This is a genomic window from Campylobacter concisus UNSWCS (assembly GCF_000466685.1).
Lineage (GTDB): Bacteria > Campylobacterota > Campylobacteria > Campylobacterales > Campylobacteraceae > Campylobacter_A > Campylobacter_A concisus_A.
Genome location: NZ_ANNG01000038.1, coordinates 81,998 through 89,322, shown reverse-complemented (window position 1 = coordinate 89,322; position 7,325 = coordinate 81,998). Strand labels below are relative to the sequence as shown.

Annotated in this window: 8 protein-coding genes; all 8 read right to left on the bottom strand. The window is 40.9% G+C overall.

The genetic code is table 11. From position 1 onward, the window contains the following. Positions 1–518: rod shape-determining protein (locus UNSWCS_RS08415; RefSeq protein ID WP_035143779.1), on the bottom strand; the 518-nt coding region annotated here is incomplete at its 3' end. 9 nt (positions 519–527) lie between these two features. Then, the gene (gene clpX, locus UNSWCS_RS08410) at positions 528–1,760 is read right to left on the bottom strand and encodes an ATP-dependent Clp protease ATP-binding subunit ClpX (RefSeq protein ID WP_021088133.1); all 1,233 of its coding nucleotides are present in this window, start codon (positions 1,758–1,760) and stop codon (positions 528–530) included. Continuing rightward, positions 1,760–2,548: an acyl-ACP--UDP-N-acetylglucosamine O-acyltransferase gene (gene lpxA / locus UNSWCS_RS08405; RefSeq protein WP_009295380.1), complete on the bottom strand. Its 789-nt coding sequence runs from the start codon at positions 2,546–2,548 to the stop codon at positions 1,760–1,762. Before lpxA ends, clpX begins: the two co-directional genes overlap by 1 nt. Positions 2,549–2,573: 25 nt before the next feature. Further along, on the bottom strand, positions 2,574–3,020 hold the full coding sequence (gene fabZ, locus UNSWCS_RS08400) for a 3-hydroxyacyl-ACP dehydratase FabZ (RefSeq protein ID WP_004317884.1): 447 nt from the start codon (positions 3,018–3,020) through the stop codon (positions 2,574–2,576). 110 nt (positions 3,021–3,130) lie between these two features. Next, a complete protein-coding gene (locus UNSWCS_RS08395; RefSeq protein WP_035143784.1) occupies positions 3,131–4,207 on the bottom strand; it encodes an epoxyqueuosine reductase QueH in 1,077 nt (358 codons plus the stop codon). A gap of 46 nt (positions 4,208–4,253) precedes the next feature. Next, positions 4,254–4,811, bottom strand: coding sequence for a hypothetical protein (locus UNSWCS_RS08390; protein ID WP_021088089.1), 558 nt, complete (start codon positions 4,809–4,811; stop codon positions 4,254–4,256). 3 nt (positions 4,812–4,814) lie between these two features. Continuing rightward, complete coding sequence (locus UNSWCS_RS12565; protein ID WP_235044401.1) at positions 4,815–6,002, bottom strand: molybdopterin dinucleotide binding domain-containing protein; 1,188 nt, start codon at positions 6,000–6,002, stop codon at positions 4,815–4,817. Further along, on the bottom strand, positions 5,983–7,311 hold the full coding sequence (locus UNSWCS_RS12560; protein ID WP_235044400.1) for a molybdopterin-dependent oxidoreductase: 1,329 nt from the start codon (positions 7,309–7,311) through the stop codon (positions 5,983–5,985). Before UNSWCS_RS12560 ends, UNSWCS_RS12565 begins: the two co-directional genes overlap by 20 nt. Positions 7,312–7,325 lie beyond the last annotated feature (14 nt).

The following is a 7,325-nucleotide window of genomic DNA, read 5'->3' as shown; positions in this document are numbered from 1 at the left end:
CCGATCTCAGTCGTGCCACCGCCGATATCAACTACAAGGTTGCCTTGTGGTTCGCGAACTGGTAAATTTGCTCCGATAGCCGCTGCCATAGGCTCTTCTATCAAAAATACCTCTCTTGCACCAGCACTTAGTGCGCTCTCTCTAACAGCCTTTCTCTCAACCTGAGTAAGTCCGTATGGAACCGAGATGATGATCCTTGGGCGTAAGAAATTTTTCCTTCTATGAGTCTTTTCTATAAAATAGCGTATCATCCTCTCTGTCATATCAAAGTCCGCGATAACACCATCTCTCATCGGTCTTATCGCCTCGATGTCGCCAGGAGTTTTTCCCACCATCTCTTTTGCAGCGTGGCCGACTGCTAGAATTTTTTGTTTTCCATATTTTTCACGTCTTACCGCAACAACTGATGGTTCATTTATAATTATTCCCTTATCTTTTACCAAAACCAAAGTATTTGCCGTACCTAAATCTATACCCATATCACTTGAGAAAAAACCTATAACCTGATCTAAAAACATCTATTTCCTTTACGCTGTTAATTTATTGTGCTTTACCAAAATCGGCTTTGCCTTATCTTTTACCGTCTCTTTTGAGATCACGATATCGTAGTCTTTTAGCTCTGGCAGATCATACATTATATCTGTCATGAGTTCTTCCATTATGCTTCTAAGCCCTCTTGCTCCAGTCTTTCGCTCGATAGCAAGGCTCGCTATCTCTTCAAGCGCTTCGTCGTCAAATTTAAGCGTAGCACCATCGATCGCACAAAGCTTTTGATATTGTTTTAATATCGCATTTTTTGGCTCGGTCAAAATTTTAACCATATCCTCTTTTGTTATCTCATTTAAAGTAGCCACCACGTGAAGTCTGCCGATGAGCTCTGGGATGAGGCCGTATTTTACAAGATCGTCTGGCTCAAGCAGGCTTAGTAAATTTTCTTTTTCGTTTTTGCCACGTTTTTCTTGGTTAAATCCAAGTACGTTTTTACCAACTCTGCGCTCTATGATGTCAAGAAGCCCATCAAATGCACCGCCACAAACAAATAAGATATTTGTCGTATCTATCTGGATGAAGTCTTGGTTTGGATGCTTTCTGCCGCCTTTTGGTGGGATATTTACAACACTTCCTTCGATGATCTTTAAAAGCGCTTGCTGCACGCCCTCGCCTGAAACGTCTCTTGTGATGCTTCTGTTTTCACTCATTCTAGCGATCTTATCGATCTCATCGACAAATACAATGCCCTGTTCCGCCTTTTTCACGTCGCCATTTGCAGCTTGCAAGAGCCTTGTAAGAATGTTTTCAACGTCCTCGCCGACATATCCAGCCTCAGTTAGGCTTGTCGCGTCGCAAATCGCAATAGGCACGTCAAGAAATCTCGCCAAAGTCTGAGCCATCAACGTCTTGCCACTTCCAGTTGGACCAACAAGCAAGATGTTTGACTTTGAAATTTCGGTGTCGTCTTTGATGTCGCTTTGTTTAAAAATTCTCTTATAGTGGTTATATACGCCGACACTAAAGACCTTTTTAGCCCTATCTTGACCGATCACGTAGTTATCAAGTACCGCTTTTAGCTCCTTTGGAGTGAGCTTTTGATACTCTATCGCCTCATCGTTTTTACTCTCTTCTACACTCGTATCACCATGTATCATATCGTATGCTGCTGCTATACAGTACTCGCATATATAGGCGTTTCCTTCGATATCTGCTAATAACCTTCTCTCAGCAGACTCGGCCTCGCCACAAAAATTACACTTTCTAGCCATTAATCTCTTCCTTTTGCAAGCGGAATTCCTCTTGTCGTTTCTAATATAAATTTACACATTTTTTTAACATTTTCGTCGCTGGTTTTTGCGATAAGCTCGTTTGCTTGATCTTTTAGGCTAATGCCTTGATTAAACAAAAATTTATAAGCGCGAACAAGCTCTTCAACCTGCTCTTTGTCAAATCTACGCCTAATGCCAACTAAATTTAAGCTTCTTATATAGGCTCTGTTGCCCTCAGCTAGGCAAAATGGAACTACATCTTGACTTAGCGCACTAGCCCCCGCGACCATGCAGCTCTCACCCACTCTAACAAACTGGTGAATAGGCGTAAGACCACCCACAACAGCGTAGTCACCAAGCTCGACGTGGCCTGCTAGAGTTGCGTTATTTGCCAAAATGACGTTGCTGCCTATTATGCAGTCGTGTGCGATGTGAGAATATGCCATGATAAAGGCATTATCGCCAATCCTTGTTATACCATCGCCCTTGTGCGTGCCTGAGTTTATCGTGCAAAACTCACGTATAGTTGCGTGCTCGCCGATGATGACGCCAGTATCGACCTCATCTTTATAGCTGATATCTTGCGGGATGTCGCCCACGATCGCGTAGCTAAATACACGAGAGTTATCGCCGATCCTCGTCTTGCCAAGCACCCTTGCGCCTTGTTTTATCGTGACGTTGTTGCCAAGGACCGCATCTTTACTTACAAATGCGTAAGCCTCGATATTTGCGTCATCTCCAATGATCGCTCCATCTTCTATAACTGCTGTTTGGTGGATATTTTTCATTGTCTCTCTTTTTTTAAGCAAAAGCCTATTTATCGACTATCATCGCTTTTAGTTCAGCCTCGGCGCATAGCACATCATCGACGTATGCTTTGCCCTCAAGCACCCAGATATTGCCTTTGTGTTTTAATACATTTAATCTATACTCTAGCCTATCTCCAGGGCGGACTGGATGGCGAAATTTCGCTCCGTCAATGCTCATAAAATAGACCACTTTGTTCTCGATGCCAGCTTGATGCTCGTCGCTCATACTCTTAAACGCTAGCACGCCACCAGCTTGCGCCATGCCCTCAATGATCATCACGCCAGGATAGATCGGGTGGCCTGGGAAGTGCCCCTGAAATATCGGCTCGCCAATGGTTACATTTTTATAAGCGACGATGTTTTTTGCAGGCTCTAGCTCGACAACTCTATCGATAAGCAAAAAAGGAAATCTATGTGGGAGAATTTTTTGAATTTCTACGACGTCTATCACGTTTTAGCCTTAGTAATGTAAATTTTGGCAGATTGTAACAAATTTATACTAAGAAAAAAATTATTAACCTCTTTTAAAATCTCTGAAATTTAGCCTTAGTGGGTCTAAATTTAGCTCTCTAAAACCAAAATTTCTTCGCTGTCGTTGTAAAAAACAGCCTTTGCGTAAATTTCGTAGCTGCCCTTTTTGACCTCATCTAATATGATGATAGGATTTTGCGAAAACTCCCCGCTTATCTGCCTACGAAATTTCATCTCAGCGTCAAGCTCAAGCGGCCTTTTGCAAAGCTCATCAACGCTTTTAAATTTGCTATTTGTAAATTTATTAAAGCGCTCTATGCTCATAAATATCGCACCCTCTTTTAGCTCATCGTCCATTTCGCAGTCACACTCCACATTAAGCTTTAAATTCTCTCTTTTAAAGCCAGAGTAGAGCACAAAGTAGCTTGGCACCACAACTGCTTCAAACTTAACACTAGCGCGAAAAAGCCTGTAGTTTAAAAATCGCCTTCTAAAAAGATGAAATTTCTCTCCCTTAGCCTCGCAAAGGCGCACCTTTTTGTAAAGCTCAAGTCTAGCTTCTATGCTGCCATAAAGCGCTCTTGCGTGTAGCTCGCTCATTAGCTCACTTTGGGGTAAATTTTGTGAGTCGCGCTGTTTTTTTAGCGCAAAGACGCAGCCGCAGTAGTTTTGGTGATAGAGCTTGTCCTTTTTAGCGAGGATAAACTGCTCGCTTGTGCCGCCATTTTTTCTATAATCAACCGCAACGGCTTCTAAATTTGAGCCAGCCACCGCCTCATCAAGCGCCTTTTTAAGCTGAGAAAAGTCCTTTTTTGGGCTCATCAAAAGTGTCGTCGTGATCTTACTAAGTCCTAGCTCAAGCGCCTTTTTAGCGGAGTCTTTCATACGAAAATCAAAGCAGTATTCGCACCTTTTGCCCTTTTCTGGCTCATCTTCAAGCCCCTTTGTGCCACCAAGCCACGCTTCGTAGTCGTATTCGCCACATATTAGCTCGATGCCTAGCTTCTCGCAGCTTCGCTTCACGTCCTCAAAACGCAGTAAAAACTCGCTATATGGATGTATGTTTGGATCGTAAAAATAGCCTACTATTCGTTCATTTGGGTAATCTTTTCGTAGGCGCTGTAAAAAGTAGTGGCTATCGACCGAGCAGCAGATATGAACTAGCAAATTTGACCTTTTTGGGCAGATTATACCCAAAAAGGCCTTTTATGTTTTACTCTAATGGAGCCTTGCTTTGTAAAAATCTAACAAGATATTCCGTCTCATCTCCTACAAGACCTGCATTACCAACCATAGTTTCAATGACACTTGGCCAAACATTTACACTAAACTCGTCATATCCATGTAAAGCATGACAGTTTCCACATCTCTCTTTAAAAAGCGCTTCACCCTTTGTCAAGACTTGAGTTCCATCGCTTGTTAAAGCATCCTTTGCAACAAAACCAGTAATGCTAACTTGAAGCCACTCATTATCATATTCATCCATAGTCTTTTTAACGGTTTTTAAAATTTTAGGATCTTTTGCCTCTACATCAAGCTCTAAAATTCCAAGTTTTGAGTAAGCATTTATGCTATCTTGCGGCACAAAACCGCTGTAGCTTACTTCAGCAAATTTGCCATCATCTTTTATAACATTCAACTTCGCTCCAACGTGCATTATAGCGATCTCTTTGCCATTTACTTTATCTAAAAGTGGTGTCTTTGAGGTCACATATACATCACTAGCAAACAGTGAAACACAAAACACTAAAAGAGTTAAAATTTTTCTCATTTTTTATCCTTTTTTACTAAATTTAGGTTGTGAAAATACATTGATCTCAGGCAACTCTTTTTCAAATTTTTCTATCTGAACTAGAGCTGTTGCTTGATTTCCCATGGCTAGTTTTGATGTTGGTTCATTAGGGATCAAAACATTCACGTTACCATGAACACAAAGCTCTTTTTTGTCTGGATCCCACCAAGCTCCCTCTTCTATCCTAACAACACCTACTTTCACATTTTTTGTCACGATAGCACCGCATAAAATTTCGCCTCTGCCGTTAAATACTCGGACAATATCTCCATTTTTTATGCCTCTAGAGGCTGCATCATTTGGATGTATCCAAACAGGCTCTCTACCATTTACCTCAGCTAAATTTCTAAGCCAAGTATTGTTTAGCTGTGAGTGCAAGCGATATTTTGGGTGAGGAGAAACTAAATTTAGTGGATATTTTTTTACCTCTTTGCTGCCTAGCCACTCCATAGGTTCCATCCATGTAGGATGAGATGGACAATCCTCATACATAGCTTTGCCTATCTTTTTAGAGACTATTTGAATTTTACCAGATGGCGTTCCTAGGCGGTTAATGATAGGATTTTTCCTAAAATCAGCCATTTTTACATATTCATATGCATAATCTGGCACCTTAAACTCAACATAACCTTTTTCCCAAAATTCTTCAAAGCTTGGCATGTTTAGATTGTTTGCATCGCCTTTTTTCTTTGAAGCGTTGTAAAATTGCTTGATCCAGTCAAACTCGGTTTTTCCTTCAGTAAAGGCATTCAGTTCAGTCTGACCAAATTGTTTTAATATCCCACTATAAATTTCATAGTCATTTTTAGCCTCCATATAAGGCTCAGCGATTTTATGCATAGCAATTATAAATTTATTAGTGTGAGATTTTGTTATATCATCTCTTTCTTGCTCGGTTGTTGCTGGCAAGACTATGTCTGCCATTCTAGCACTTGCTGTCCAAAAGCAGTCTTGAACGATAAATGTATCAAGTTTTTCAAAGGTTTTTGCCATCAATTTTGTATCTGGGTGATGATGAAAAGGATTGCCACCAGCCCAATAAGCTAGCTTGATGTCAGGATAGGTTATCTTTTTACAGTTAAATTCCACTTCTTTACCAGGATTGTTTATACAATCAACTATTCTTGAAACAGGTATTGCGATATTATCCCTATGTTTTCCAATCACCATCAACACTTGGCACGATACTTATGCTTCCAAGACCAGGGAAAGCCGTGCTTGATTGAGCTTTACCACTACTTAAACTTAATGCACTACCAACTGGAGCTGCTGGAGATGGACAACCTCCATCTGAGTAGTGATATCCAAAGCCATATCCTCCACCAGGAAGTCCTATCTGACCGATAAATGCAGCAAGAACTGTCGCCATCCAGTGAAACTGCTCACCATGGTGTGCTCTTTGAGGACCCCAACCACACATTAGAATTGTTCTTTTTGCGCCAAAAAGTCTTGCTAAAGTTTTGATATCTTCTTCATTAACACCAGAAATTTTACTAGCCCAAGCAGCATTTTTAACTATTTTATCTTCAGCTTCTCCATTTAGATAGGCCTTAAATTCAGCTACACCACTAGTGTAGCGTTTTAAAAATTTCTCATCGCTAACACCAGCTTTCATCATCTCATAGCATATACCCATCATCAAAGCGACATCTGTTGTAGGATTTACATGAATATGAGTAGCACCAAGATACATAGAAGTATTATTTAAAACTGGGTCTATGCAAATAACTTTGACGCCACGTTTTTTCATCTGTTCTTTTAGCTTTTTGAAGTATATATAGCTCTCGTGATCTGGCACACCCCATGCGATTTGATTTGTATTTATCGGATCTGCTCCCCATATAACAACTACTTCGGTCTCTTTTAGTATCACAGGCCATGCAGTTTGAAGTGCGCCACTCTCGTCTGTGCCAGTAACATAAGGTGTAATAGCACGTATTGCATGGGTAGAATAAGTAAGTGTTCTTGTTGTGTAGCCACCAAGTACGTTTAACATCCTACCAAGAAGAGTTTGCGGGTTATTTACACTTCCCACGCTATACCAACCGTAGCTTCCGCCATATATTGAACTAGCACCATGCTCTTTATAAACACGTTTTAGCTCATCTGCTACGATCTTGTAAACCTCATCCCAGCTTACTTCAACCCACTCATCTTTACCTCTCTTGCTCTTATCGCTTTTGTATCCTTTTTCAAGGTATCCTTTTCTAACAGCAGGTCTAGCGATACGAGTCTCGTCATATGTTCTTGCTAGCACTCCCTCTCTTAGCGTCACTGGATAAAAATCAAGCTCATTAACATCAGCAATGCCCTCAAATTTACCATTTTTGTTTAAGCCTCTTATGGCACCAAAGTGTGAAGCACTTATATTAGCAGAAGTGTCATTCATTAGGTTGTCACTAATTAAGGCAGTGGCACTTGCGCTACTTGCAAACGCTGCACTTGCAGCTGCACCTTTTAGAAATTCTCGTCTTTTCATTTTTTCTCCCTTAA

What these genes read in the sequence shown, in the direction of transcription:
- clpX (WP_021088133.1), bottom strand. Translation starts at nt 1,760, where the DNA reads ATGGCTAGAAAGTGTAATTTTTGTGGCGAGGCCGAGTCTGCTGAGAGA.
- lpxA (WP_009295380.1), bottom strand. Translation starts at nt 2,548, where the DNA reads ATGAAAAATATCCACCAAACAGCAGTTATAGAAGATGGAGCGATCATT.
- UNSWCS_RS08390 (WP_021088089.1), bottom strand. Translation starts at nt 4,811, where the DNA reads ATGAGAAAAATTTTAACTCTTTTAGTGTTTTGTGTTTCACTGTTTGCT.
- UNSWCS_RS12565 (WP_235044401.1), bottom strand. Translation starts at nt 6,002, where the DNA reads ATGGTGATTGGAAAACATAGGGATAATATCGCAATACCTGTTTCAAGA.
- UNSWCS_RS12560 (WP_235044400.1), bottom strand. Translation starts at nt 7,311, where the DNA reads ATGAAAAGACGAGAATTTCTAAAAGGTGCAGCTGCAAGTGCAGCGTTT.